Origin of the sequence: Rudaea sp. (assembly GCF_036560865.1) — a bacterium.
Taxonomy (GTDB): Bacteria; Pseudomonadota; Gammaproteobacteria; order Xanthomonadales; family Rhodanobacteraceae; genus Rudaea.
The window spans coordinates 15,052-40,011 of sequence record NZ_DATBQK010000144.1; the positions used below are offsets into that span (position 1 = coordinate 15,052).

General features: G+C 63.6%; 22 protein-coding genes and 1 riboswitch. Of the genes, 15 read left to right on the forward strand and 7 right to left on the reverse strand.

The window, feature by feature from the left end:
* The first annotated feature begins 5 nt into the window (after nucleotides 1-5).
* From VIE67_RS13940 to tgt, 4 genes are all read left to right on the forward strand, one after another.
* A complete protein-coding gene (locus tag VIE67_RS13940) occupies nucleotides 6-1,184 on the forward strand; it encodes a sensor histidine kinase (protein ID WP_332027051.1) in 1,179 nt (392 codons plus the stop codon).
* 104 nt (nucleotides 1,185-1,288) lie between these two features.
* Nucleotides 1,289-1,906: a response regulator transcription factor gene (locus VIE67_RS13945; protein WP_332027052.1), complete on the forward strand. Its 618-nt coding sequence runs from the start codon at nucleotides 1,289-1,291 to the stop codon at nucleotides 1,904-1,906.
* Nucleotides 1,907-2,129: 223 nt separating this feature from the next.
* A complete protein-coding gene (gene queA / locus VIE67_RS13950) occupies nucleotides 2,130-3,170 on the forward strand; it encodes a tRNA preQ1(34) S-adenosylmethionine ribosyltransferase-isomerase QueA (protein WP_332027053.1) in 1,041 nt (346 codons plus the stop codon).
* Nucleotides 3,167-4,312 (forward strand): tRNA guanosine(34) transglycosylase Tgt, encoded by a 1,146-nt coding sequence (gene tgt / locus VIE67_RS13955; protein ID WP_332027054.1) that lies wholly within the window; start codon nucleotides 3,167-3,169, stop codon nucleotides 4,310-4,312. The genes queA and tgt overlap by 4 nt, the downstream gene beginning before the upstream one ends.
* A gap of 3 nt (nucleotides 4,313-4,315) precedes the next feature.
* Here the strand turns inward: tgt and VIE67_RS13960 are convergent, their stop codons facing one another.
* The 5 genes from VIE67_RS13960 to VIE67_RS13980 form a co-directional block, all read right to left on the reverse strand.
* A complete protein-coding gene (locus tag VIE67_RS13960) occupies nucleotides 4,316-6,961 on the reverse strand; it encodes a glycosyltransferase (protein ID WP_332027055.1) in 2,646 nt (881 codons plus the stop codon).
* Between the two features lie 118 nt (nucleotides 6,962-7,079).
* Complete coding sequence (locus VIE67_RS13965) at nucleotides 7,080-7,778, reverse strand: TVP38/TMEM64 family protein (RefSeq protein WP_332027056.1); 699 nt, start codon at nucleotides 7,776-7,778, stop codon at nucleotides 7,080-7,082.
* A gap of 316 nt (nucleotides 7,779-8,094) precedes the next feature.
* Nucleotides 8,095-9,219, reverse strand: a complete 1,125-nt coding sequence (gene rlmM / locus VIE67_RS13970) for a 23S rRNA (cytidine(2498)-2'-O)-methyltransferase RlmM (RefSeq protein WP_332027057.1) — start codon at nucleotides 9,217-9,219, stop codon at nucleotides 8,095-8,097.
* Nucleotides 9,220-9,247: 28 nt separating this feature from the next.
* A complete protein-coding gene (locus VIE67_RS13975; RefSeq protein WP_332027058.1) occupies nucleotides 9,248-9,814 on the reverse strand; it encodes a nucleoside deaminase in 567 nt (188 codons plus the stop codon).
* Nucleotides 9,815-9,953: 139 nt separating this feature from the next.
* Nucleotides 9,954-11,681, reverse strand: a complete 1,728-nt coding sequence (locus VIE67_RS13980) for a glutamine--tRNA ligase/YqeY domain fusion protein (RefSeq protein WP_332027059.1) — start codon at nucleotides 11,679-11,681, stop codon at nucleotides 9,954-9,956.
* A 147-nt stretch (nucleotides 11,682-11,828) separates the two neighbouring features.
* On the opposite strand from VIE67_RS13980, the gene VIE67_RS13985 reads away from it, so the two are divergent.
* The 5 genes from VIE67_RS13985 (at nucleotide 11,829) to metB (ending at nucleotide 16,373) form a co-directional block, all read left to right on the forward strand.
* Nucleotides 11,829-12,110 (forward strand): putative signal transducing protein, encoded by a 282-nt coding sequence (locus VIE67_RS13985; RefSeq protein ID WP_332027060.1) that lies wholly within the window; start codon nucleotides 11,829-11,831, stop codon nucleotides 12,108-12,110.
* Nucleotides 12,111-12,163: 53 nt separating this feature from the next.
* Nucleotides 12,164-12,823, forward strand: coding sequence for a glutathione S-transferase family protein (locus VIE67_RS13990; RefSeq protein WP_414707374.1), 660 nt, complete (start codon nucleotides 12,164-12,166; stop codon nucleotides 12,821-12,823).
* Nucleotides 12,820-13,719 carry a DMT family transporter gene (locus VIE67_RS13995; RefSeq protein ID WP_332027087.1) on the forward strand — a complete coding sequence of 300 codons (900 nt, stop codon included), beginning with the start codon at nucleotides 12,820-12,822 and terminating at the stop codon, nucleotides 13,717-13,719. Before VIE67_RS13990 ends, VIE67_RS13995 begins: the two co-directional genes overlap by 4 nt.
* A 95-nt stretch (nucleotides 13,720-13,814) precedes the next feature.
* Nucleotides 13,815-13,959, forward strand: a riboswitch (SAM riboswitch).
* Nucleotides 13,960-13,998: 39 nt separating this feature from the next.
* Nucleotides 13,999-15,174: an alpha/beta fold hydrolase gene (locus tag VIE67_RS14000; RefSeq protein ID WP_332027061.1), complete on the forward strand. Its 1,176-nt coding sequence runs from the start codon at nucleotides 13,999-14,001 to the stop codon at nucleotides 15,172-15,174.
* Nucleotides 15,171-16,373 (forward strand): cystathionine gamma-synthase, encoded by a 1,203-nt coding sequence (metB, locus tag VIE67_RS14005; RefSeq protein WP_332027062.1) that lies wholly within the window; start codon nucleotides 15,171-15,173, stop codon nucleotides 16,371-16,373. The genes VIE67_RS14000 and metB overlap by 4 nt, the downstream gene beginning before the upstream one ends.
* Before the next feature lie 92 nt (nucleotides 16,374-16,465).
* On the opposite strand, the gene VIE67_RS14010 is transcribed toward metB, so the two are convergent.
* Complete coding sequence (locus VIE67_RS14010; protein ID WP_332027063.1) at nucleotides 16,466-17,269, reverse strand: inositol monophosphatase family protein; 804 nt, start codon at nucleotides 17,267-17,269, stop codon at nucleotides 16,466-16,468.
* 165 nt (nucleotides 17,270-17,434) lie between these two features.
* Between VIE67_RS14010 and VIE67_RS14015 the strand changes: the two genes are divergently transcribed.
* Nucleotides 17,435-18,214, forward strand: coding sequence for an RNA methyltransferase (locus VIE67_RS14015; protein WP_332027064.1), 780 nt, complete (start codon nucleotides 17,435-17,437; stop codon nucleotides 18,212-18,214).
* Between the two features lie 159 nt (nucleotides 18,215-18,373).
* Here the strand turns inward: VIE67_RS14015 and VIE67_RS14020 are convergent, their stop codons facing one another.
* On the reverse strand, nucleotides 18,374-19,711 hold the full coding sequence (locus VIE67_RS14020; RefSeq protein WP_332027065.1) for a hemolysin family protein: 1,338 nt from the start codon (nucleotides 19,709-19,711) through the stop codon (nucleotides 18,374-18,376).
* Nucleotides 19,712-19,922: 211 nt separating this feature from the next.
* Between VIE67_RS14020 and rfbB the strand changes: the two genes are divergently transcribed.
* Genes rfbB through VIE67_RS14045 form a run of 5 tightly spaced genes read left to right on the forward strand, consistent with a single transcriptional unit; the run spans nucleotide 19,923 to nucleotide 24,937 of the window.
* Entirely contained in the window at nucleotides 19,923-20,981 is a 1,059-nt protein-coding gene (gene rfbB / locus VIE67_RS14025; RefSeq protein ID WP_332027067.1) for a dTDP-glucose 4,6-dehydratase, read from the forward strand.
* 14 nt (nucleotides 20,982-20,995) lie between these two features.
* Nucleotides 20,996-21,892, forward strand: a complete 897-nt coding sequence (gene rfbA / locus VIE67_RS14030; protein ID WP_332027068.1) for a glucose-1-phosphate thymidylyltransferase RfbA — start codon at nucleotides 20,996-20,998, stop codon at nucleotides 21,890-21,892.
* Nucleotides 21,879-22,433, forward strand: a complete 555-nt coding sequence (gene rfbC, locus VIE67_RS14035; protein WP_332027069.1) for a dTDP-4-dehydrorhamnose 3,5-epimerase — start codon at nucleotides 21,879-21,881, stop codon at nucleotides 22,431-22,433. Before rfbA ends, rfbC begins: the two co-directional genes overlap by 14 nt.
* 6 nt (nucleotides 22,434-22,439) lie before the next feature.
* Nucleotides 22,440-23,429 carry a dTDP-4-dehydrorhamnose reductase gene (rfbD, locus tag VIE67_RS14040; protein WP_332027071.1) on the forward strand — a complete coding sequence of 330 codons (990 nt, stop codon included), beginning with the start codon at nucleotides 22,440-22,442 and terminating at the stop codon, nucleotides 23,427-23,429.
* A complete protein-coding gene (locus VIE67_RS14045; RefSeq protein WP_332027072.1) occupies nucleotides 23,423-24,937 on the forward strand; it encodes a mannose-1-phosphate guanylyltransferase/mannose-6-phosphate isomerase in 1,515 nt (504 codons plus the stop codon). Before rfbD ends, VIE67_RS14045 begins: the two co-directional genes overlap by 7 nt.
* Nucleotides 24,938-24,960: the final 23 nt, after the last annotated feature.

The window sequence follows — 24,960 nt, forward strand, 5'->3', positions numbered from 1 at the left end:
CAGGCATGCTCAGCAGAATTTTCACGCCGTCCGCCAATTCGGTGCTGCGTGGCTACGCGGATCACACGGGAGCGAAGCGCTCGACGCACTGGCTGCCGGCCTTGATGCTGGTATGGACGTTCTGGCTGTTCTTCACGCCGCTGTACGAGACCGGCAATGCATTCCCGCACTGGCTCTGGCCGACGCTGAGCAGCTTCGTCGTATTCCTCGGACTGTTTTATCGCATCTACTATCGCGATCGCGCGCAGGTGGTCTGGTGTGCGTCGGCAATGGCCGCGCTCGGTTTCGCGGTCACGCCGTTCAACCCTGGCGCGCAGTGCTACGTGATCTACGCCTGCGCGTATCTGGCGCTCAGCGGCCCCACGCGCGTCGCGTTGCGCAATATATTCGTGCTGCTTGTACTGTACAGCGCGCAATGGCTGCTGCTGCTCGGCTTCGCCTGGATGTATCTGATCAATGGTGTGCTGGTCAGCCTCGCAGTCGGTTTCATGAACATCAATTTCCTGCGCAAGCAGGAGCGCGATGCGGAACTGCGGCTCAGCCACGAGGAAGTGCGCCGCCTCGCCGCCGTGGCCGAGCGCGAGCGCATCGGCCGCGACCTGCATGATCTGCTTGGGCATACCTTGTCGCTGATCACGCTCAAGTCCGAACTCGCCAACAAATTGTTCGGTCGCGATGCGACGGCCGCCAGGCGCGAAATGGCCGATGTCGAGCGCGTCGCCCGCGATGCGCTGGCACAAGTGCGGCGTGCGGTGACCGGCATCCGCGCGGCGGGGTTCGCCGCCGAACTGGCGTCGGCGAAGCTGCTGCTTGAGTCCAACAGCGTGCGCCTCGACTATGCGCTGGCCGACATCGCGTTGCCGGTCGACGTCGAAACCGTACTCGCGATGACCGTGCGCGAAGCGGTGACGAACATCCAGCGCCACGCGCAGGCGACGCAGGCGCACATCGCACTCGAATGCGCGCAGAACAAAGTGGTCCTGCGCATCGAGGACAACGGCCGTGGCGGCGCGATCGTGCCTGGCAACGGCTTGACCGGCATGCGCGAGCGCCTGGCGACGGTCGGTGCGCAGCTCAGTATCCAGTCGCAGCGCGGAAGCGGCACGCGACTGAGCGTGAGCTTGCCGATACCGCAAGGCCAACACGCGGTGGACGCACCTGCGGCGGCATTGCGGCGCGCGTAGCATGCAGGCGCATGCGGTCGCCCGGGCTGGCACGATTGCCCGGAATGGCCGCGTTCGCATTGCGGCCCTACAATGACGCGCATGCCGCTCCCGATTCTTCGATCATGATCCGCGTCCTTCTCGCCGAAGACCAGGCCATGGTGCGCGGCGCCTTGTCCGCACTGCTCGGGCTCGAGTCCGACCTCGAGGTGATCGGCAGCGCGGCCGACGGCGAGGAGGCCTGGGCCCTGGTGCAACGCGCGCTATCGGAAAACCGCGGGCCCGATGTCGTCGTCACCGATATCGAAATGCCGCGCCTGACCGGCCTGGAACTCGCACTACGCATCCGCGAACGCGGCCTCGAATGCAAGGTGGTGATCCTGACCACGTTCGCGCGGCCGGGATTTCTGCGCCGTGCGCTGGATGCGGGCGTCAGCGGTTATTTGTTGAAGGACGCGCCGGCCGATCAGCTTGCCGAGGCCTTGCGCAAAGTGCATCGCGGCGGGCGCGCAATCGATCCGCAACTCGCGCTCGAAGCCTGGAGCGAGGCCGATCCGCTCAACGATCGCGAGCGTCAAGTGCTGCGTCTCGCGGGCGAGGGCATGTCCGCGGGCGATATTGCCGAGCAACTGCATTTGTCGCAGGGTACGGTGCGCAATTATCTGTCCGAAGCGATCGGCAAACTCGGTGTCGGCAATCGCATCGAGGCGTATCGGTTGGCGCGGCAGAAGGGCTGGTTGTAGCCAAGCGCGCTGACGCGATGCGTTGAAGCGCATCGCGTGCGCTCGGCTACAGGTGAGGCAGGATGCCGAACGGAGACGCGCCAGGGAAGGCTACTTGGAATGCTGTCCAACCGTATCGCGCGCCGCGGATTACAGGTGAGGCAGGATGCCGAACGGAGGAGATCCATGGACGGCTGCTTGCGAATGATCTGCTGTGTAACTTGCCACCGCGTACAATTACGCGGTGAAAAAAACCGACTTCCACTTCGATCTGCCGCGCGAACTGATCGCGCAGGCGCCGCTGGCCGTACGTTCGGCCAGCCGCCTGCTCGCGATCGATGTCGCGGCGCGCAGGTTCGACGATCGGCATTTCACCGATCTGACCGAGTACCTGCGCGCGGGCGACTTGCTCGTGTTCAACGACACACGCGTGCTGCAGGCACGCCTGTTCGGGCACAAGGAAACCGGCGGCGCGGTCGAGATTCTGATCGAGCGCGTGCTTGGCACACACGACGCACTGGCCCAGCTTGGCGTGAGCAAAAAGCCGCGCGCCGGGTCGCGCATTCTGCTCGAAGACGGCAGCGCGATATCCGTGCTCGGGCGCGAGGGCGAATTTTATACCTTGCGTTTCGAGGCCGCCGAGCCGCTGGAAAAACTCCTGGCCAGACTAGGCCGCATGCCGCTGCCACCGTATATCGCGCGTACCGCGGACGCGGAGGACGAGGCGCGCTACCAGACCGTGTATGCGCGCAAGCCCGGCGCAGTCGCCGCGCCGACCGCCGGACTGCATTTCGATGCGCCGTTGCTGGAGGCGCTGCGCGCACGCGGTGTCGATTTCGGCTACGTCACCCTGCATGTCGGTGCGGGCACGTTTCAACCGGTGCGCAAGGATCGGCTCGAAGAGCATGTCATGCATCGCGAATGGCTCAATGTCGGCGCCGAACTGATCGAGAAGATGCGCCGGGCGCGTGCGCGCGGCGGGCGCGTGATCGCGGTCGGCACCACGGTGGTGCGCGCGCTCGAATCCGCGCTGCGCGACGGCATCGTCGAACCCTTCGCCGGCGAAACGCAGATATTCATTTTCCCCGGTTATCGCATCACCAGCGTGGACGCGCTGATCACGAATTTTCATTTGCCCGAATCGACCTTGCTGATGCTGGTGTCGGCCTATGTCGGGCGCGAGTTGATTCTCGATGCCTATCGGCATGCCGTTGCGCAGCGCTACCGGTTCTTTTCCTATGGCGATGCGATGTTGATTTTGCCCGCCAAAGAAATTCACCAATGACTTCCATGCAATTTCAGCTGCTTTCCACCGACCACGCCGCGCGCCGCGGGCGCATCACGTTGGCGCGCGGCGCGATCGAGACGCCGGCATTCATGCCCGTCGGCACCTATGGCTCGGTCAAGGCGATGACGCCGCAGTCGATCGTCGACACCGGCGCGGAAATTATTTTGGGCAATACGTTTCATCTGTACCTGCGGCCCGGACTGGCGGTGATTGAGTCGTTCGGCGGCCTGCATCGCTTCATCGGCTGGGACAAGCCGATCCTGACCGACTCGGGCGGCTTTCAGGTGTTCTCGCTGGCCGAGCGCCGCAAGATCAGCGAGGAGGGCGTGCGTTTCGCTTCGCCGGTAGACGGGGCGCAGGTGTTTCTCTCGCCCGAGGAGTCGATGCGCATCCAGCGCGCTCTCGATTCGGATATCGCGATGATTTTCGACGAATGCACGCCTTATTTGATAGGTAACGAGCCGGCGACGGAGAAGCAGGCGCGCGATTCGATGGAACTCAGTCTGCGCTGGGCCGAGCGCTCGCGCCGCGCGTTCGACGATCTGGCAAATCCGAATGCACTGTTCGGCATCGTGCAGGGCGGTACTTTTGCGGATTTGCGCAAAGTATCCGCGCAGCGGCTGATCGATATCGGTTTCGACGGCTACGCAATCGGCGGCCTTGCGGTCGGCGAGCCGGAAGTCGAACGCAATCGCACGCTCGAAGACACGATACCGCTGCTGCCGACCCATAGTCCGCGCTATCTGATGGGCGTGGGCCGCCCCGAGGATATTGTCGAGGCGGTAACGCGGGGTATCGACATGTTCGATTGTGTGATGCCGACGCGTAACGCGCGCAACGCACATATCTTCACGCGCAGCGGTGTGCTGCGCATCCGCAACGCGCAGTACGAGCGCGATACGCGCCCGCTCGATGAAACCTGTGCCTGCTACACCTGCCGCAGCGGTTTTTCGCGCGCGTATCTGCGCCATCTGGACAAGTGCGGCGAGATGCTCGGTCCGATGCTTGCGACGATTCACAACCTGCATTATTACCAGGATCTGATGCGCGGCTTGCGCGAGGCGATCGCCGCGCAACGGCTGAGCGAATTCGCTGCGGAGTTTTATGCGGCGCGCGGTTTGTCCGCCAAATCCGGATAGGAGCTAACCGCTCTTTTCTCCGGCGCGCCCGGCGACCGTCGCGCCGATCAGTGCGGAAAGATACGGTATCGCCTGTGCGGCGAGGATCGCGACCCACAGCTTGCCTTCGGAGTAATCGGTGAGATGGCGCGTGCCCGGCAGTTCATGCACGCCGCTGAGCCAGCTGTTCAGCGCGCCGGGGAGGCCGAGTACGCCGAGGATCGCGAGGATGATCGCGATGAACATCAGCAGCTCTTCCTGCACGGCCGCGAGCGGATTCGGACGCTTGGACAGGCGCCGGCTCTTCGCTGTGCGCACGAATTCGCCTTTCTTCTTCCACAGACCGAGATAAATGCCGCGCGCGATCGCGTGGCTCAGTCCCATGCTCGCGATCGAAGCCATCAGGGTGTCCTTCCACGAGCAGGGCACGCGCACGCGGTATAGAACTATACCGATCACGGCCTTGAACACGAAGAAACCCAGGATCGGATAAATAAACAGGTCCAGCGGCAAGGTAAAATACTCGGGCAGGGCGAGCATGCCGGCGGTCCATGTGAGCGCGAGCAGGGTGAACGCCAGATGCAGCGCATCGGCGAACCACGAGAACCAGCCGGTGAGAAAATGGAAACGCTGGCCGCCCGTGAGCGGACCTTTGCGCGTCATCCAGCCCCAGCGGCCCTTGAGGATCTGCATTGCACCGAACGCCCAGCGATAGCGCTGCGATTTGTAGGCGGTGAAATCCGCCGGCGTGAGACCGCGGCCCATCACCTCGTCGACATAGACCAGGTCGTAACCCGCGTGCATCAGGCGCAGGCCGAGCTCGGCGTCCTCGCAGATCGTCCACTCCGACCATTCGCCGGTGTTCTGCAGCAGGTCCCTGCGCACCATGGTCATCGTGCCGTGCTGGATGATCGCGTTGCGCTCGTTGCGGTGATGCATGCCGATGCGGAAGAAGCCGTCGTATTCCCAGTTGGTCATGCGCCGGAATGCGTTGTGTTCCCAATCGCGATGCGCCTGCGGACATTGCACGACGGCGACTTTCGGATCGTGGAAATAGCCGGTAAGCGCGCGCAGCCAGTCCGCGCGCACGGCGTAGTCGGCATCGATCACGGCGACGACCTCCGCGCGCGCATCGGTTTCCTTGAGACCGAAGTTCAGCGCACCGGCCTTGAAGCCCGGCCACGGATTCAAATGGAAGAAACGGAACCGCGCACCAAGCTTGGCGCAATGCTCCTCGACCGGCTTCCATACATCCTCGTTCTTCGTATTGTTGTCGATCACGAGGACTTCGTAGTTCTCGTAGTCGAGCGCGGCCAGCGAATCCAGGGTCAGGATCACCATCTCCGGCGGCTCGTTGCAGCTCGCCAGATGAATCGAGACGAAGGGCTGTACCTCGCCGGCTTCGGGCGTGAGCAGACCGAAGCCGCGCAGCCAGTATTTGCGCCAGAGCACTTCGGTGAACTCGAAACCGTTGATCAGCAGGATCAGGATGATGGCGAGTTGCGCCGGGAACAGGACCACCAGCATGGTCCAGTCGAACGGTCCCAGGTAGAACGCCAGCGGCAAGGTCACCGACCAGACCAGCAGCGATGCGGAAATCTGGATAAGTATACAAAAGAACAGCAGTCCGGGCCAGCGAAAGCGGATGAAGTGGCGGGCGAAGAAGAACATCGGCAGCAGCGCCAGCAGGCAGGCTACGGCGGCCTTGAGCGGCCAGGACGGGTCCTCGACCACGGTGCCGGTGAAGCCGAACTTCTGCTGGCGGTCGGCGCCATAGGTTCCCCAGTAGGCGCCGACGCGGCCCTCGATGCCCTCCTTCCACGGCTGATCGAAGGCTTCCATCAGGTAATAGTCGATCTTGCGCGACGCGGCTTCCTTCACCCACTGGCGGATGAACTGCGCCTCGTCCTCGACCGAGGGCGTCGCCACGCTGATGCGGTCGCCGGCCGAAGGCCAGCCCACTTCGCCGATCAGGATATGCATGCCAGGAAACGCGCTTTGCATTTCGCTGTAGCGCTTGAGCACGCCGATGCCGACCGCGTCCTTGCGCGGAATTTTTTCCCAGTACGGCAACAAATGGATGGTGATGAAATCGACGTGCTTGGCCAGCTGCGGATATTTCATCCACACCCAATAGGGCTCGGCGGTCGACACCGGCACCTTGACCTGGGCGCGCACGCGGTCGATATAGCCGATCAGTGCATCGATGCTCATGTCGCCGCGCAACAGAGTTTCGTTGCCGACCATGACGCGATCGATATTGTCGTTGCGTCGCGTCGAATCGATCAGCGCGGCGATTTCATCCTCGTTGCGCTGGATGCGATGGTCCAGATAGGTGCCGGCGAGTACTTTCAGCCCGTACTTTTTCGCGATCGCCGGAATTGCCGGGTTTTCCAGCGACGAATAGGTGCGGATGCGCTCGCTGCGCGTCGCCAGCAGTTTCAGATCGGCGTCGATCTCGTCGCTGGTCGGAAAGATCAGCTTGAGCGGATTCTGGAAGCGCTGGTACGGCGAATAGGCGAAGCCGCCGATCTTGCCGTCCCAGTCGGGCACCTGTTTGGGCTGGTTCACGGCCGTCCACAACGCAATATTCGCCAACGCGACCAGAACGGCGAGGCTCAACGCGCGCCAGAACGAAGTCGGGGGGGAAGTGCGTACGATGGGGGTCAAAACTCGGCCTCGGAAACTCGACGGCTGGCGTTGCTCAGCCAGCCGCCTGTCGTAACGCTGCAGGATAGCCCATGCGCGGCGCGGGGCTCAAATTCCGCCGCAATGCGCGCAGCCGTGCTCAGCCGCCGCCGCCACGCAGTTTGTTGATCAGGACCGGGATCAAGGCGAGCAGGCCCATGCCCGCCAGCGGCAGCAGCACCGCCGGGTCGTGCAGCAGGCTCGAATTGATCGACTGTTGCTCGCCGATATTGCGCGCCAGTGCGGCGCCGAGTGCGGTCTCGACGCCGATCATCACGGTGCCGCCGATCGCGGTTGCGGTGACGAACAGCCATAGCGGGCAGCGCAGCCAGGCCAGGGCGACGGTAACGCCGCCGAACGGAAAGAACGGCACCAGACGCAGGAAAAACGTGTAGCTGACAGGGTGGGCGAGATAGCCGCCGCGCAGGCGCGTCACCAGCCCGGGCGCGTCGGCGCCGCTGTGATCGCCGAACGCGGAGCGGCTGGCGAGGAACAGGACCAGCGCGCCCAGGGTCACGCCGATCATCGTCAGGAACGTTCCCGCCACGGTCCCGAACAGCATGCCGCCGGCGAGCACGACCACGATCATGCCCGGAAGCCCGGTCGCGATCGCCAGGGTCATCGCGGCGATTTGCGCGAGCGAAGCGAGCAGCGGATGCAGGGCGATCTGCGCCTGCAGGCTCGCCTGTTCCAGTGCAAGCGTTTCCGGGCGCAGGCGATTGAGCACGCCCGACGAGAGCAGGGCGATACCGAGCGCGATAAGCACGATCAAGGGAAGCAGGGAGCGGAAGCGTTTCATTCAGTCAATGGTTTTCAACTGGCGCCTGGCGGCCAACTCGGCAAAGGGGCGCAAGGATAGCGTGGATGCCGCGCCGCATGTAATCGTTTGTAAAACAAACGATGCACTACTCTATGATGAGAGGCCGTCATCCCGGCAGGGATTGCCGGGATCGAGGCCACGGATGGCAAGCATGCAAGGCAAGTACACGTAGGTCGCATCCATGCAGTCTGGATTGCGCGCAGCTCCTGTCGCCCCCTTTGCGTCGGCTTCGCCGTTCGCTCCGGCATCCTGCCTGCGCAGTCCGGCGAGCCCTGCCGGAATGACGATTGGTTTGCTATTTACTCTGCGCAAACACCGTGATTTCCTCGCGGTCGTGATACAGCTGCTTGGCGCGGATATCGGCGCCGCGGCCGTGCGCGGCCAGCTCACTGCGCAATGAATCCAGGCACAACCGCGTTTCCTCGTAGCGCTTTTTCATCGGCAGCTTGAGATTGAAGATCGCGTGCCGGCACCAGCCTTCGGCCAGCCATTGCGCGATCAGCGCAGCCACGCGTCGAGGCTGTTCGACCATATCGCAGACCAGCCAGTCGACCGGCTTCTTCGGCCGGTAGCGGAAACCGTCCTCGCGCACGTGGGTGACGAGGCCGGATTGCAGCAGCGCCGCATCCATCGGGCCGTTGTCGATCGCGGTCACGCGCAACGAGCGACGCACGAGCTGCCAAGTCCAGCCGCCGGGCGCCGCGCCCAGATCGACTGCGCTCATGCCGGGCTTGAGCCAGCGCTCGCGCTCGCCTTCGTCGAGCAGCACGAGCAGTGCCTCGTCGAGTTTCAGCGTCGAGCGGCTCGGCGCCTCGCGCGGAAACTTCAGGCGCGGAATGCCCTGCGGCCACGCCGAACTGCGCGCGATATCATTGCTGCACAAGTACACTTTAGCGCTTTGTGGAAAAAAGGCGTGCAGGCGCCGGGTGGCGCCGGGCAGGAGCCCAAGTGCCTCGGAGGCCATGGATGGCCGGGAGAGGCCCGCATCGAGCAGACGCGCGTTTTTCATCGCTCCGACCAGCGCATTGCCGAAGCTGCGGCAGAACGTTGCCAGAGCCTTGCCTTCGTTGGTGTCCGGCGCTTCGATGAAAACCTCGGCATAGCGCTCGCCGCGTACGCGCAGTGCGGTCATGAGCGGCGTGAGGCGGTCGTGCGCGGGCAGATCGTCGAGCTGGGCGAAAACCACGCCGCACTGGCGCGCGAAGATCAGCGCGCGTACATCGGCGAGGCGGCGCAGATCGGCTTCGTCGCACCCGGCCGGCGCGACGAATTCCGCAAACGCGCTGTCGCGCTGCGCGCGCACATGGCCATGGATGCCCGCCGCCGCGGCCAGCGCGGCGATTTCCTGCGCGCATTCGCCCTCGAAGCCGGCCCGGCAATAGAGAATCAGGCGTTGCGCAGATGTGCGCTCGTCGGTCATTGCGTCGTTATCCGCCAAACGGCGGTTTTCAGTAATTCGCGCCGCCGAGCTGGCGATAGCGCACAAATACTTCGCGCGCCTGCGTGCGCAGGATGTCCTGCTTGACGCGCACTCCGCGGCGTTCGAGATCGCCGACCCAGTCGGCGGGCAGCGGGCCCTCGTCGAATTCGGTGAGCTCCTCGACGTCCTCGGCGCGCGCACCGATCAGCAGTTCGTCGATGCCGGCCCACACGGTCGCGCCATAGCACTGGCAGCATGGCTGCGCGCTCGTGGCGAGCACGAATTCGCCGTCGGGGTCGTTCAGGCGAAAGCGCTGCAGCTTCGTCTGCGCGAGCATGTAGGCCATCATTTCCGCGTGCGCGACCGAGCAACTCTGCGGCACGACCCGATTGACGCCGACCGACACCAGCTTGCCTTCAGCCGTGAACACGGCCGCGCCGAATGGGCCGCCGGTGGCGAGTTCGACATTGCGCTGCGCAAGCTGGATGGCCAGGGCGACGCGCGATTCGTCGTCGGCATAGATGCGCGTAGCGTCGACTTCGCGCTCGACCCAGTCGGGCAGCGACAGGTTCACCAGCGACGGCAGGGTGTGCATTCGGAGTTCCCTTTTCAGAAGACCGTTTCAGGAGCGATTGGCCGCAAAGAGCGCGAAGGACGCAAAGGACCAGCAAAAATTTTCTGTTCTCCTTTGCGCGTTTTGCGCTCTTTGCGGCTGAATCGATCTTGATCTTTTCTTACTTCGTTTTGGTGAACGAATCGCGCAAGGTTACGCTGCGGTTGAACACGGGTTTGCCGGGCGTGTGATCGCGGCGGTCGGTGACGAAATAGCCGAGGCGCTCGAACTGGAATGCCTGCTCGGCGTGAACGTCGGCGAGCGAAGCTTCGACGTAGCCGCGCACGACGCGCCGCGAATTGGCATTCAGATGGTCGCGATAGGTTTTGCCGTCGCTGTCGTCGTCGGGATTCGGCGCATCGAACAGACGCTCGTACAGCCGAATCTCGGCAGGCAACGCGTGCCGCGCGCTGACCCAGTGGATCGTGCCCTTAACCTTGCGATCCGCGCCGGGCTGGCCTGCGCGCGTGCCCGTGTCGAGCGTGCAGCGCAGCTCGACGATATTTCCATCGGCGTCTTTCGCAACTTCATCGCACCGGGCGATGCCAACGCCACGCAGGCGAACTTCGCCGCCGGGCACGAGGCGATGGAAGCCTTTCACCGGCGTTTCCATGAAATCCTCGCGCTCGATCAGGAGTTCACGCGCGAACGGCACGGCGCGCGTGCCGAAGCTCTCGTTTTTCGGATGGTTCGGGAACGCCAGTGTTTCGAGGTGATCGGCGGCCAGGTTGGTGAGCGTCACGCGCAGCGGGTCGATCACCGCGAGGCGGCGCGGCGTGCTCGCATCGAGTTCCTCGCGCACACAGCCCTCGAGCACTGAATATTCGATCACTGAATTCTGCTTGGACACCCCGGCGCGCTCCCAGAACGCACGGATCGCTGCGGGCGGATATCCACGCCGGCGTGCACCCGACAGCGTCGGCATGCGCGGATCGTCCCAGCCGTCGACCAGTTTGTCCTCGACCATGGCCGCGAGCTTGCGCTTGCTCATCACGGTGTAATCGAGATTGCCGCGCGCGAATTCGATCTGCTGCGGCGTCGACACCGGCATCTGCAGGCCCGCAGCGATCAGTGGCGCGACGAGTTCGGGATGATGCGGCAGATCGATCTGCGCGAGGCACCAGTCGTAGAGCGGGCGGTGATCTTCGAATTCCAGCGTGCACAAGGAGTGCGTGATGCCTTCGACCGCATCGGAAATGCAATGCGCGTAGTCGTACATCGGGTAGATCGGCCAGGCAGTGCCGGTGTTCTGATGCGCTATCTTGCGGATGCGGTACAGGGTCGGGTCGCGCAGGTTGATATTGCCCGAAGCCATGTCGATTTTTGCGCGCAGGGTCTTGGCTCCGTCGTCGAACTCGCCCGCGCGCATGCGCGTGAACAGGTCGAGATTTTCCTCGACGCTGCGCTCGCGATACGGCGAATTGCGACCCGGCTCGGTCAGCGTGCCGCGGTACGAGCGCACCTCGTCGGCAGAAAGGTCGCAGACGAAGGCCACGCCGTCGCGGATCAGCTTCAGCGCGCACAGATAAATGACCTCGAAGTAATCCGAAGCGTGACGCAGCGCGTCCCAGTCGAAGCCGAGCCAGCGCACGTCGGCCTTGATCGCTTCGACGAATTCCGGGTCTTCGCGGATCGGATTGGTATCGTCCAGGCGCAGATGGCAGACGCCGCCGTAATCCGCGGCGACGCCGAAATTGAGGCAGATCGACTTGGCATGGCCAAGATGCAGATAGCCGTTCGGCTCGGGCGGAAAGCGCGTGACCACACGGCCATTGTGCTTGCCGGCGGCCTGATCGGCGGTCACGATCTGGCGGATAAAATTGCTGCTGACGGGGGTGTCGCTGCTCATTCTTCTGGGGTTTTTCCGCGGCTCTGCGGCCGTTTGTGGCCAAAGTACAGGAGTATACGGATAAGCCGCCGGAAAACGAATGGGGCAGCGCTTTGCCTGCGCGTGCGGAATGCGCTAGCGTGGGGGCGAAGGCACCCAAGGCTGCGCATGAAAATCGTTTATCAGGCGGAAAACATCATCGATGCGAATCTGGTCAAGAACGCGCTTGAAGCAGCCGGCATCGTTGCCTTCGTCAGTGGGCAATATCTCACCGGCGCGGCCGGCGAATTGCCGCTAAATGCGCTGGTCAACGTGATGGTGGCGCAGGTCGACTGGCCGAACGCGCGGCCGATTGCCGAACGCATCGATGCGGCCCTGTGCGAGCGACGATCGGGCCCCGCACTGAGCGATGCCGATTTCGACGATGGCTGGGGCGGCGAATCGATTTAGCTCATGCTCTCCTGCGGCCAGTGCGCCGCACACCTCTTTAAACGACAACCCATATGACCTCGTCCCCGACCCTGGTGATCGGCAGCAAGAACTATTCCTCCTGGTCGCTGCGTGCCTGGCTGCTGTTGCGCCAGTTCGACGTCGCCTTTACCGAGATCAAGCTGCCGCTGGACACGCCGGAGTTCTACGCGCGCATCGGCGACTATTCGCCGGCCGGCCGCGTGCCGGTATTGATCGACGGCGAGGTGCGCGTCTGGGATTCGCTGGCGATTTGCGAATACGCCAACGAATGCTTTCTCGACGGCCGCGCCTGGCCCGCCGACCGCACAACGCGCGCCTGGGCGCGCGCGATCAGCGCGGAGATGCATTCCGGTTTCACGGCGCTGCGCGCGGCGCTGCCGATGAATTGCCGCAAGCGCGTGGCCACGCCGCCGCTCAGCGTCGAGGCGCAGCGCGATGTCGAACGCGTCGCCGCGATTTGGCGCGAAGCACGTGAACGGCACGCAGGCGAGGGTCCGTTCCTGTTCGGCAAGTTCAGTATCGCCGATGCGATGTATGCGCCCGTGGTGCTGCGCTTCATCAGCTATGCGATCGAACTCGATGCGTCGGCACGCGCCTATGTTGAGACGATCGCTGCGTTGCCCGCGTTGTGCGACTGGCTGGCCGAGACGGTGACCGAGCCGCTCGCGGTGCTGCACGAACGCAGCGTATGAGCGCGGCGCGCCCATCCGCCGGTACGGTTCCGCGTGGCGCGTTCTGGCGCCTGCTCGCTGGCGCCGCGCTGATCTCCACGACGAGCATCTTCGTGCGTTACGCGCATGTCGCGCCGACCGTGTCCGCTTTCTATCGCGTGGCGTTCGGCGGCGCCATGCTGGTCGTGCTGCTCACCGCGCTCCGGCGATGGCGCGGCGTCGGCTGGCGCGATGCGATCTGGCTGCTCGTGCCAGCACTCGCGTTCGCGGTGGATCTGATGATGTGGCATCGCAGTATCCAGTTGATCGGTCCGGGGCTCGCGACCCTGATCGGCAATTTCCAGGTGTTCGTGATGGCCCTGGCCGGTGTCGTGTTCTATCACGAGCGGCTCGACTGGCGATTTTTCGCCGGCGTGGCGATGGCGATGTTCGGATTGTGGTTGCTGGTCGGGTTCGACTGGCATGGACTGGATGCTGGTTATCGTTTCGGTATCGTACTGGGTGTGTTGACCGGCATCGCCTATGCGGTCTACATGCTGAGCCTGCGCCAGGCTCAGTTGCGCCGCGCACAACTGACGCCGGAGCGCGCCCTGTGCCTGCTCAGTTTGCTGTGTGCGCTGATGCTTGCACTCGCCGTGGTCGCGGAAGGCGAGAGCTTCGCGATCCCCGATACGCAATCCTGGTTGGCGTTGCTGGCCCTGGCCTTCATCGGCCAAGTGCTGGGCTGGGTGCTGATCGCGCAGGCGATGCCGCAGCTGCCGGCGTCCCTGGTCGGCCTGTTGCTGTTGTTGCAGCCGGCACTGTCCTTCGTGCTCGACGTGCTGCTGTTCGCGCGCGCGACGACGGCGCTGGCCTGGTTCGGTCTGGCCTTGTCCCTGCTCGGTATTTTCGTCGCCAGCCAGCGCAAGACTGCGTAGGCGATTTGGCGCGCCCTGCGCCCGCTGTCGATACTGAATGAAATAGACGTCTAAACGTCTTGACATCCATATTTTATTGGATAGAATCACTCGTGTACTCATCAAGACCGGCTGAGGGGCGGGCCCAGCGACGCCGGGGCAACCTTTGCAAGATGCGGTTAAAACCCCATTGCGCGATTGGTGCCAATTCCTGCGAGGTCCGCAGTCCTTGTGGCTGCGGTGGACCCCGAAAGATGAGGCGAGCGCTTGGAACCGCGCACCGTCTCGTTGAGGGCAAGAGTGAACAACGAGACCGATGAAATGAGCGCCGAGCTTTCCCTGCCACTGCAACCGCGTCGCGCTGCGCTGCAGTCTGCGACCTCGCCGACTCCTGCGACCGTGCAATCGCAGCAGGGCGAACTCGCGCTCCCCGAACCTTTCGTACTCGAATCCGGCGCCGCATTGCGCAATGCAAAGCTCGCCTGGCAATGTGTCGGTCCGGCCGATGCGCCACTGATCGTGGTGCTCGGCGGTATTTCCGCGCACCGCCGCCTGTGTGCCGAAAATACCGATCAAGGCGCGCGCCGCGGCTGGTGGGAAAGCCAATGCGGCGCCGGCAAAGCGCTGGACACGAACCGTTATCGTCTGCTCGGCATCGACTGGCTCGGCGGCTGCGATGCCTCGACCGGCCCGCGCCATGGACGGCATGAAATAAATCCGTCGCGCGCAGCGCGAAAATCACTCCCCCTCTCCCGCGAAGCGGGGGAGGGCACGGGGTGGGGGGGAACGCCGCACGACGACTTCCCCGCGATTTCCACCTCGGACCAGGCGCGCGCACTGCTGCTGCTGTTGAACCGTCTCGGCGTGCGCCGCGTGCATCTGCTGGTCGGCGCTTCGTACGGCGGCAATGTCGCGCAGCAGCTTGCCGCGCTGCTCGGCGATCGCCTGCGCCGTCTCGTGCTGCTCAGCGCCGCGCACCGACCGGCGCAATTCGGTATCGCCCTGCGCCATGTGCAGCGCGCGATTCTCGATCTCGGCGGCGATACCGGATCGACGCAAGCGCTCGCTCTCGCTCGTTCGCTGGCCGTCCTTGGCTACCGCACGGCCGAAGGCGTCGAACAGCGCTTCAACACCGACTCGACGCAGCAGGACGATCCTGCCGACAGCGTGACCGGCTGGATCGATCATCACGGCAAGAAGTTCGTCCAGCGTTTCGATGCCGACGCTTACCGCTGCCTCGGACGTTCGCTGGATACGCATGAAATCGATCCAGCCAGCGTGCGCGTGCCGACCACACTGTTCGCCGTGCGCGAGGATCTGACCGTGTCGCTGTCGCTGCTGCACGAATACGCGCAGCGCGCCGGCGAGCGCTGCGAACTCGTCGAGATTTCCTCCAACTACGGCCACGATGCCTTCCTCAAGGAGGAGGCCGTGGTCGGTGCCCTGTTCGCCAGAGCGCTGGAGACCACGCCATGAGCTTGTCCACGCCGAAGGCGCGCCAGTCCGCCACGATCGCCGCGCGTGCGGGTGTCGATTGCGATGCCGCGCATGGCGCGGTAATGCCGCCGATTTGCCTGTCCACGAATTTCAGCTTCGCCGGCTTCGCCAAGAAACGCGCTTACGACTACACGCGCTCGGGCAATCCCACGCGCGACGTGCTCGCCGGTGCCTTGGCCGAACTCGAAGGTGGCGTCGGCGGCGTGGTCACCTCGTCCGGCATGTCCGCGATCACCCTGATTACCGCGCAGTTCGGCCCGGACGATCTACTGGTCGTGCCGCACGACTGCTACGGCGGCAGCTATCGCTTGTTCAAGGCGCAGGCAGCGCGCGAGCTGTATAAAATTGAAATAGTGGATTTCTCCGACAAGGCGTCGCTGGCAGCGACGCTCGCGCGCAAACCGAAACTGGTGTGGATCGAAACGCCGAGCAATCCGCTGCTGCGCATCGTCGATATCGCCGCGGTGACGCGGCTCGCGCATGCGGTCGATGCGCTGGTCGTGGTCGACAACACGTTCCTGTCACCGGCTCTGCAGCAGCCAATCGCGCTCGGCGCGGATATCGTCGTGCATTCGACGACGAAGTACCTCAACGGCCATTCCGACGTGGTCGGCGGCGCGGTGGTGTGGAAGGATGCGGCAGTCGGCGAGCAACTCGCCTGGTGGTGCAACTGCCTGGGTCTCTCCGGCGCGCCGTTCGACAGTTATCTGACCCTGCGCGGCCTGCGCACCCTGCAGCCGCGGCTGCGCGCGCATCAGGAAAACGCCACCGCGCTCGCGGATCAACTCGCGGCGCATCCAAGCGTGGAAAAAGTATATTTCCCCGGTCTGGCGACGCATCCGGGCCATGCGCTAGCCGCGCGCCAGCAGCGCGGCTTCGGCGGCATGCTCAGCTTCGACCTCGCCGGCGGCATCGCGGCGGTCGAAGCCTTTGTCGATGGTCTGCAGAATTTCACGTTGGCCGAATCGCTTGGCGGCGTCGAAAGCCTGGTCGCGCATCCGGCCACGATGACGCATGCGGCGATGGATGCCGAGGCGCGCCGCGTCGCCGGTATCGGCGACGGCCTGCTGCGCCTGTCCGTGGGTATCGAAGCGATCGAGGATTTGAGTGTGGATCTTGATGCGGCGCTGGATCGCGCCGCCGCCTTCGTCGATCGCCGCGTCGCCAGCGTGCGATAGAGAATGGTTTAGCCGCAAAGAGCGCAAAAGACGCAAAGAGACAAAATTTTTACTTTGCGCCCTTCGCGCTCTTTGCGGCCAATTTGCTTTTTTTACGCTTTCAACAACGCCGGCGGCGAATGCGCTGAAATCACCTTGGCCATGGCAGCTGCCACGAAGTGATTGCCGGCGATGATATTGCCGCTGTCCGGCATGCCGTTGCGGCCGGCGAAATCGCAGGTGTGACCGGCGGCCTCGCGCACGAGCAGCACGCCTGCGGCCATGTCCCAAGGGTTCAGGCCGATTTCGAAAAAGCCGTCCAGACGTCCGGCGGCGACATAGGCCAGATCGAGTGCGGCCGAACCGGTGCGGCGGATATCCTCGGCTTCGCCGAGCAAGGCGCGGGTCATGTCGAGCTGTGCATTCAGGTGTTCGCGCTGACGAAACGGGAAGCCGGTGCCGAGCAGGGCGCCCTGCAGGTTTTCACGCTTGGCCACGCGGATGCGGCGGTCGTTGAGAAACGCGCCGTCGCCCTTGCTCGCGGTGAAGATTTCGTCGCGCAGCGGATCGTAGACCACGCCGTAGATCAGATCGCCGTGATCGCGGAAGCCGATCGATACCGAGAAATGCGGAAAGCCGCGCAGATAGTTGTGCGTGCCATCGAGTGGATCGATGATCCACACCTTGCTGGACTTGCCGGTCAAGCCGGATTCCTCGCCGAGCACGGCGTGATTGGGGTAGGCGCGGCGCAGTTCGCGGATGATTTCGGCTTCGGCCAGGCGATCGACCTCGCTCACATAGTCGTGGCGCGCCTTCTCCTCGACGGCCAGATGCTCCACGCGACTCAGATAGCGCAGGATGATATTGCCGGCGGCGCGCGCGGCTTTCACCGCGACGTTGATGGCGGGACGTGCCATGAATGACTCCGAATCGATCGCTTGATAAAGAACGCCGTCCGGGCTGGCCGGCGGGCGCGCAGGTTAGCATAAAGGCAGGGCTGAGGGCTGAGGTCTGAGGGCCGAAAAGCGCGACGAGACGTTGGATTGCGCATAATTGGGCCCGGAGAAGACAACAATCACCTCATGTCTGACAGCCCTCAGCCCTCAGCCCTCAGCCCTCAATCCTTGCGCTTCGTCCTCGTGCGCCCCTCGCATCCGGGCAATATCGGCGCCGCGGCGCGCGCGATCCGCACGATGGGATTCGCGCGCCTGGTGCTGGTCGCGCCGCACAAGTATCCGCATGCGGATGCGACGGCGATGGCCGCCGGGGCCGACGATGTGCTCGAGCGCATCGTCGTCGTGCCGACTCTGGTTGAGGCGATTGCCGATTGCACCTTCGCGCTCGGTTGCAGTGCGCGCCGGCGCGGCGTGCCGCTGCCGGAACTCGCACCACGCGAAGCTGCCACGCAGGCAATGCAGGCCGCTGCTGCGGGCGGTGAAGTGGCTGTGGTATTTGGCAACGAGCGCACCGGCCTGGAGAACGACGAGTTGATGCGCTGCCAGGTTGCCGTGCATATCCCGAGCGATCCGACCTATTCCTCGCTCAATCTCGCCCAGGCCGTGCAGGTGCTGGCCTACGAACTGCGCCTGACTCAGCTAAATGCGCTATCCGGAACGCAAGCTGCGGCAAAATCCGATCCACCGGCGACCGCCGAGCAGATGGAGTACTTCTTTACGCATTTGTCGCAAATGCTCAAAGATATAGATTTCCACAAAGGGCGATCGCCGGTCACGATCGAGCGCCGACTGCACCGGTTATTCAACAAAGCGGGTCTGGATCAGCGCGAGTTGCGCATCCTGCGTGGTATTTTCGATGATGCGCAGCGTATGGCGAGGTTGGCGAAGGGCAGGGCTGAGGGCTGAGGGCTTCTTGCTCGTCATCCCGGCGGAAGCCGGAATCCAGCGACTTCGCTTTTCGAACATTTAAATCGAGGAGCAAAGACACTGGATTCCGGCTTTCGCCGGAATGACGAGACTTTTATTCTTTTCCCGACTCCCGACTCCCGACTCCCGACTCCCGACTCAGCCACTATCGTCCTCGACAGCAGTCGTCTCACCGGTCCTGACGATCAAAATCTTGTCGATGCGCGCGCCGTCGAGATCGACGACTTCGAAGCGATAGCCGCTCCAGTCGAAGTGTTCGCCGACTTGCGGAATGCGGCCGAATTGCGCGATCACCATGCCGGCCGCGGTGCGGTAGTCGTCCTCCGCTTCGTGCGGCAGCTGCGCGAAGCCGGTGAGTTCGCGCAGGTCGTCGACGCCGAGCGCGCCATCGATCAGCCAGCTGCCGTCCTCGCGACGCACGATCGGCGCATCGCCCGATCCGGCCAGACCCGTTTCGATCGCGGGTGTCGCGGCCTTGCCGACGACGGCGCCGAGCAGATCGTTGAGGGTGACCAGACCGTCGATGTCGCCGTACTCGTCGACGACCAGAGCCAGCGGCGTTTCTGCTTCGCGCAACTCCTCGAGCAGATCGAGTGCGCGCGCGGTGCCGGGTACATAGACTGGTTTGGCCAAGGTGCGGAACAGTTCAGTTTTTGGATTTTCGAGGACATCGATCAGGTTTTTGACCTGCAGCACGCCGACTACGTCCTTGTCGCTGCCGCGATAGACCGGATAGCGCGAGTGCGACGATTCGCGCATCGTGGCCAGGTTTTCGCTGAGTGGCGCGGAAATATCGAGCCAGGCGATGCGCGGACGCGGCGTCATCAGGCTGTCGACGCTGCGGTCGCCGAGGCGCAGCACGCGATTGACCATATTGCGTTCGTCCGAATCGATGACGCCCTGTTCGGCACCTTCGGAAACGAGCAGGCGGATTTCCTCCTCACTGACGCGCTCGTCGCTGACCTGGTCGAACTTGAACAGGCGCAGCAGGAAGCGGGTGATCCAGATCAGCACGATGGCGAACGGCAGCGCGATCCAGGTCATCACGCGCATCGGAATCGCGGTGGCGACGGCAAACTTTTCCGGGTGCACCAAGGCCAGCCGCTTCGGCAGCAACTCGCCGAGCAGCATATTGGCGAAGGTGATGCCGGAAACGCTCAGCGCGATACCGATAGGCGCGGCGTATTCGGCGATCCAGGGCAGGTGCAGATCGTCGAGCAGATGTGCGATTTCGTTGCCAATGCGCGCGCCGAGTGCGGTGCCGGTACCGATGCTGAGCAGGGTGATGAAAACCTGGACCGTCGAAAGAAACTGCTCGGGCCGTTGCGCCAGATCCAGTGCGATCTGCGCACGCCGGCTGGTCTGCGCGAGCCGCTTGAGACGCAGCTTGCGCGAGGTCATCAGCGCCATTTCGCTGAGCGCGAAAAACCCGTTGAGCAGGGCGAGAAAAACAACCAGTGCGACTTCTTTGATCATCCTGTCGGGTGAAAGCGGTCTGGCGTGGAGTGTAGCAGGGCCTTGCGCAGCCTGTTTTTCGTCGTGAATCGACGATGGATTTGGCTTGAAACCGGCCGATTTTCCGGGCATGCGGTCCATCTGCGCTAAAATGCGCGGCCTTGCGGTGCCCCGGGTCCGACCGGGCGCTTTGAGGCCTTGGAAATCCTACTTTGATGAAAACCTTGTGCTGATGAAGAATCTTCTGGTTACCGGTGGCGCCGGCTTTATTGGCGGTAACTTCGTGCTGTCCGCGGTTGCGCAGGGCCATCGCGTTGTCAATCTCGACAAGCTCACCTACGCCGGCAATCTCGATACGCTCGCGACCTTGCGCGGCAATCCGGGGCATGTGTTCGTGCAGGGCGATATCGGCGACCGTGCGCTGGTCGGCAAACTGCTGGTCGAGCAGCGCATCGATGCGATCGTCAACTTCGCTGCCGAATCGCATGTGGATCGCTCGATCGACGGGCCGGCCGAGTTCGTGCACACGAATGTCGTCGGCACCCTGGGCCTGCTCGAAAGCGCGGTTGCGCACTGGCGCGCGCTGCCGCCGAGCGAACAAACGAACTTCCGTTTTCTGCATGTGTCGACCGACGAGGTCTATGGCTCGCTCGGCGAGAGTGGCAAGTTCACTGAACAGACAGCGTACGCACCCAATTCGCCGTATTCGGCATCCAAGGCCTCGTCCGATCATCTGGTGCGCGCTTTCCACCACACCTACGGCCTGCCGACCTTGACCACCAATTGTTCCAACAACTATGGGCCATACCAGTTTCCGGAGAAATTGATTCCGCTGATGATCCACAAGGCGCTGATCGGCGAGAAGCTGCCGGTCTACGGCGACGGCCGCAATGTGCGCGACTGGCTGTTCGTCGGCGATCATTGCAGCGCGATCCGCTGCGTGCTCGAGGCCGGCAAACCGGGCGAAGTCTACAATGTTGGTGGCGATGCCGAGCGCGAGAATATCCATGTCGTGAAGACGATCTGCGCGCTGCTCGACGAGCGTCGGCCGCTGGCCAATGGCGCCACGCGCGAGGCCCTGATCGCCTTCGTCAAGGATCGTCCCGGTCACGACCGGCGCTATGCGATCGACGCGGGCAAGCTCAAGCGCGAGCTGGGCTGGAGTCAGAGCGAGAGTTTCGAATCGGGAATCGCGAAGACCGTGGACTGGTATCTTGCGAACGAGAGCTGGAGCGCACGCGTGCTCGACGGCAGCTATCGCGGCGAGCGTTTGGGGCAAGGCGGGATTTGAGGCGAGATGCGTAAATGAGCACACAAAAAGGCATCATTCTCGCCGGCGGTTCCGGTACGCGGCTGTATCCGCTGACCCAGGTGATCAGCAAGCAGTTGCTGCCGGTCTACGACAAACCGATGATCTATTACCCGCTGTCGACGCTGATGCTGGCCGGCATCCGCGAGGTGCTGATCATCAATACGCCGCACGAACAGGCCCTGTTCCAGAAACTGCTCGGCGACGGTTCGCAGTGGGGAATCGATATCCGCTACGCGGCGCAGCCGTCGCCGGACGGACTGGCGCAAGCGTTCGTTATTGGGCGCGAGTTCGTTGGCGGCGATCCAAGCTGCCTGATTCTTGGCGACAATATTTTTTACGGCCACGGGCTGACCGAGGTATTGCGCCGCGCCGCAGCGCGCACGCAGGGCGCCACGGTCTTCGGCTACTGGGTACGCGATCCGGAGCGTTATGGCGTCGCCGAATTCGACAGCGGCGGCAAAGTTTCCGGCCTCGAAGAAAAGCCACGACAACCGAAGTCGAACTATGCAGTGACCGGCCTGTATTTCTATGATCGCCGCGCCTGCGATTTCGCTGCGGGGCTCAAGCCTTCGCCGCGCGGTGAGCTCGAAATCACCGATCTGAACCGCTGCTACCTCGACGATGCGTCCCTGATGCTGGAAAAACTCGGTCGCGGTTTCGCCTGGCTCGATACCGGCACGCATGAGTCGCTGACTGAAGCGTCGAATTACATCGAGACGATCGAAAACCGCCAGGGTCTGAAAGTCTGCTGTCCCGAGGAGATCGCCTATCTCAGCGGCTGGATCGATGCCGAGCAGGTGCAGCGCTTGGCCGCGCCGCTGGCCAGGAACGCCTATGGCCAGTATCTGCAGCAGCTGGTGAAGCAGGGACGCGCGCATGAAGCTGATTGAAACCGATCTGCCCGGTTGCCTTGTCATCGAACCGCAGACGATCGGCGATGCGCGCGGGTTTTTTTACGAAAGCTACCACGCGGAAAAGTATAAAAAGGCCGGGCTCGATCTGCGCTTTGTGCAAACCAATGTCTCGCGCTCGGCGCGCGGCGTGCTGCGCGGCCTGCACTACCAATGGCCGAATCCGCAGGGCAAGCTGGTCAGCGTGCTCGAAGGCGAGGTCTACGACGTTGCAGTGGATATCCGCCGCGGTTCGCCAACGTTCGCGCGTTGGACCGCGGCCGTGCTGTCCGCCGACAACAAGCGCCATTTCTGGATACCGGAAGGCTTCGCCCACGGCTTTGCCGTGCTTTCGGACCACGCCACCTTCGTCTACCAGTGCACCGCACTCTACGATCACGCCGCCGATGCGGGCGTGCGCTGGAACGACGCGGATATCGCCGTGGACTGGCCGATCAGCGCGCCGCTGCTCTCCGAGAAGGATCAGCGCACGCCGTTTCTGCGCGATGTGCCACACGACAGGCTGCCGGAATATGTCTGATCGGCTATGCGCGATTGCGAAAGCTGCGGGCTTGGCGTGAGAGTCCTGCTGCTCGGCGCGAACGGCCAGGTCGGCTTCGAGTTGCAGCGCTCACTGGCACCGCTCGGCGAATTGATCGTTGCGACGCGCAGCGGCAAATTGCCGGGCGGTATCGGCTGTCTGCGCGCCGATCTTGCCGATGCGGACTCGCTCGCGCGAGCGCTCGATTCCGCACAATGCGACATTGTGGTAAATGCAGCAGCGTATACCGCGGTTGACAGGGCCGAAGACGAACCTGATCTGGCCGCACGCATCAACAGCGCGGCATTGGCGCAGATCGGCGAGTGGGCGGCGCGCCGAAACTCCCTGGTGTTGCACTACTCGACCGACTACGTGTTCGACGGGTCGGGTCGGCGGCCGTATCGCGAGAACGACGAGACAGCGCCCCTCAGCGCTTATGGTCGCAGCAAACTGGCCGGTGAAATCGCGCTGTACGAATCCGGTTGCGACTGCCTGATCCTGCGCAGCGCGTGGGTTTACGGCGCGCGCGGCGGCAATTTTCTGCGCACGATGCTGCGTATCGCGCGCGCGCGCGACCGGTTGACCGTGGTCGATGGCCAGCACGGCGCGCCGACCTCAAGCAGGCTGATCGCGGCGACCACCAGCGCCGTTCTGATGCGCTGGATGGCCGGTGATAGCGCGCAGCGCGCGGGTTACAATGGCATCTATCACCTCGCCGCCGCGGGTGAAACGACATGGTGCGGTTTTGCTCGCGCGATCGTCGAACGTGCCGGGCAAGCGGGTATTCTTGAGCGCGTGCCCGAGGTCGCGGCGATACGCTCCGCTGACTTTCCGACCAAGGCGCAGCGGCCGGCCTATTCCGTACTCGATACGACCAAGTTGCGCGAACGTTTCGGTCTGATCATGCCGCCTTGGCAGGAAGGATTGGACGCCACGATCGGCGAGCTGGCCGAGAGAGGAAAAGAGGGTGTGCAAGACGCCATGACTCCATGTTGATACCCGTAATCCTTTCCGGCGGCGCCGGTACTCGCTTGTGGCCGGTTTCGCGCAGCGCTTATCCCAAGCCTTTCATGCGCATGCGCGACGGCGAATCGCTGTTGTACAAGACCCTGACGCGCGCGCTGCGCGTCGCCAGCGGCGGCAACGTGCTCACGGTCACCGGGCGCGATCACTATTTTCTCAATCGCGACGAATATGCGCGTCATTCGGGCGCCGATCTGGACAAGCTGGATTTCCTGCTCGAACCGGCCGGGCGCAATACCGCGCCGGCGATCGTGCTCGCTGCGCTGCATGCGCGCGAACAGTTCGGTGCGGATGCGACCTTGCTGGTCCTCGCGGCGGATCACCTGATCCAGGACATTGATGCGTTCGCTGCCGACGTCGGCAGGGCCGAGGCACTGGCGCAGGATGGCTGGCTGGTCACCTTCGGTATTGCGCCGACGCAACCCGATACCAGCTTCGGCTATATCCGTCGGGGCAATGCGATCCTCGGCCCTCATCCCATCCTTCCCCCGCAAGCAGGGGAAGGGGCGTCGGGCCGGCCTGCGGCCGAGGTTCATTCGATAGGAGCCGAAATTGCGGCATTCGTGGAGAAACCCGATCTCGACACGGCACGCGCCTATCTCGCCAGCGGCGATTACCTGTGGAATTCCGGCATGTTCTGCTTCCGCGTCGACGCGTTGCTGGCCGCGGCGCAGGAGGCCTGCCCGGATGTGCTCGCCGCGGCGCAGGCCTGCCATGCCACAGCGATCGGCCACGAAAGCCCGATCGAGTTTGCCAGGGATACGTTTCTGGCGATGCCCGATATTTCGATCGACTACGCGATCATGGAGCGCGCGCATCGGCGCGCGGTGATTGCGGCCGGTTTCGACTGGAGCGACATCGGTTCGTGGAAAGCGGTCAGCGAGATCCAATCCGGCGCCCAGCCTGATGCGGCCGGCAACCGCGTGCACGGCAAAGCCGTCGTCATCGAGAGCGAGAATTGTTATATCCAGAGCGACAAGCGCATAGTCGCGGCGGTCGGGGTCAAGGATCTGGTCATCGTCGATACCGGCGATGCGGTGCTGGTGTCCGATCGCGATCACACCCAGCAGGTCAAGCAGGTCGTCGAGCGTCTGCGCGCAGACAACGACGACAGCGTGCGCTTCCACCAGACCGTGCAACGTCCGTGGGGCAGCTACACCGTGCTTGAGGACGCGGCAGACTGCAAGGTCAAGCGGCTCACGGTGAAGCCCGGCCAGGTGTTGAGCCTGCAACTGCATCACCGCCGCAGCGAGCATTGGACGGTGGTGCAGGGTACGGCCAAGGTCAGGGTCGGCGATCGCGAGTTCCTGCTTCAGCGCAACGAAGCGACCTATATTCCGGCCGAAACCCTGCATCGGCTGGAAAATCCCACGACGACTGATATTCATCTGATCGAAGTGCAATGCGGCGATTATTTCGGCGAGGACGATATCGTGCGCCTGGAAGACCGTTACGGGCGGGTGCCTGCCAAAACTCCTTGAGCGGCACGGTCAATTGGCTCGCT